Source organism: Bacteroides acidifaciens (assembly GCF_024623065.1).
GTDB classification, from domain to species: domain Bacteria; phylum Bacteroidota; class Bacteroidia; order Bacteroidales; family Bacteroidaceae; genus Bacteroides; species Bacteroides acidifaciens.
This window is the reverse complement of the sequence record NZ_JANJZR010000188.1, coordinates 1-1,196: the sequence shown is the minus strand read 5'-3', so window position 1 is coordinate 1,196 and position 1,196 is coordinate 1. Positions and strand designations below refer to the sequence as shown.

Sequence of the window (1,196 nt, the reverse complement as noted above, 5' to 3'; positions counted from 1 at the left end):
TACAGACGGACGCGACAAGAAAAGCTGGGGTAAGAGCTATAATATTATGACTGAAGAGAATTTAAACAGGCTCTTAGAGATATTCAGTAAATGTGCCTAATTACGAGAAGCAAAGATTAAGAATAGCAACTTGATTCTCCAATAATTTACTTTCCAGCTCAATAATAAAGACATTAAGTAACCCATTATCGAAGAAATATCTTTTCCTTCTCACTCAGCTTATCCGAGTAATTGGAAATGCCAAAACAAGATAAGCATCATTCAGATATTGAAGATAATCTACCAATGTATCATGCGACAGAGAACAGCCGGCTGATTTTATAATTCCCAGAATTCGTGCCAACGCTAAAGGTTGCATAACACCTTTCGGCCAACTTCTTCACAAGCAATCGGATTTCACTTTCATTTCTTATCTCATTCCTCACAATGACATCTTCTAAAAGAATCTTTTGAAACAGCGAATTCAGCCATGAACGTTTATCTTTAAGCGGAAATGTTTCTGCAAAACCACCATAATAAAAATAAGGTTGAAACCGCTTTACTAAATCTGTCTTCACAGCAACGTCATATTCCCAATGATGAGGTAATGAATAATGATCATATTGCAAATATTCAACGAAAGAAAACGGCTAAATTTCCATAGCGACATATCTTCCTCCGAGAGTTGTATGTATCTCTTTGCCAAGCATTTGAACATTACTTCCGGTAATAAATACTTTATATTTTGAATCGGCTAGACGACGGGCAAATTTTTCCCAACCTACCACATTTTGAATTTCATCCAGATAGATTAATGGCTTATTGTTATACATTTCCTGATAGGCTTCTAATATCAATCCTAATCCTTCTGCCTGTATAAATGCTATTCGCTCATCTTCAAAATTGATATATAGTATATCCTCAATTTGCGCTCCCCCACTCTCAAGTAAATCTTATATATGCTGAAATAAGGTAAGATTTTCCGGCACGCCTCAACCCAACAAAAACATAATTACACGTATCTTCGAGTTCAAGTTTCCTTTTCATGATTTTCATCTGGGGAATTTCACGCTGTTTCTCCACAATCAAACTCTTAATCACTCTTTTTCCATCATCTTCTTATCTACTAAAACAAAAATAGGTAATCATTCTATTTTCCGCCACGACAATTTTATCGGCTGTTTTTCAGCCGATAAAATAAAAATGCCCGCAAGAAA

At 35.5% G+C, this 1,196-nt stretch carries 2 protein-coding genes; both read right to left on the bottom strand.

Annotated elements, in window-relative coordinates; all coding sequences use genetic code 11:
- Positions 1-290: 290 nt before the first annotated feature.
- Complete coding sequence (locus tag NSB03_RS20660; RefSeq protein ID WP_228099389.1) at positions 291-557, bottom strand: ATP-binding protein; 267 nt, start codon at positions 555-557, stop codon at positions 291-293.
- Between the two features lie 72 nt (positions 558-629).
- Positions 630-857, bottom strand: coding sequence for an ATP-binding protein (locus tag NSB03_RS20655; protein ID WP_242358851.1), 228 nt, complete (start codon positions 855-857; stop codon positions 630-632).
- Between the last annotated feature and the right edge of the window lie 339 nt (positions 858-1,196).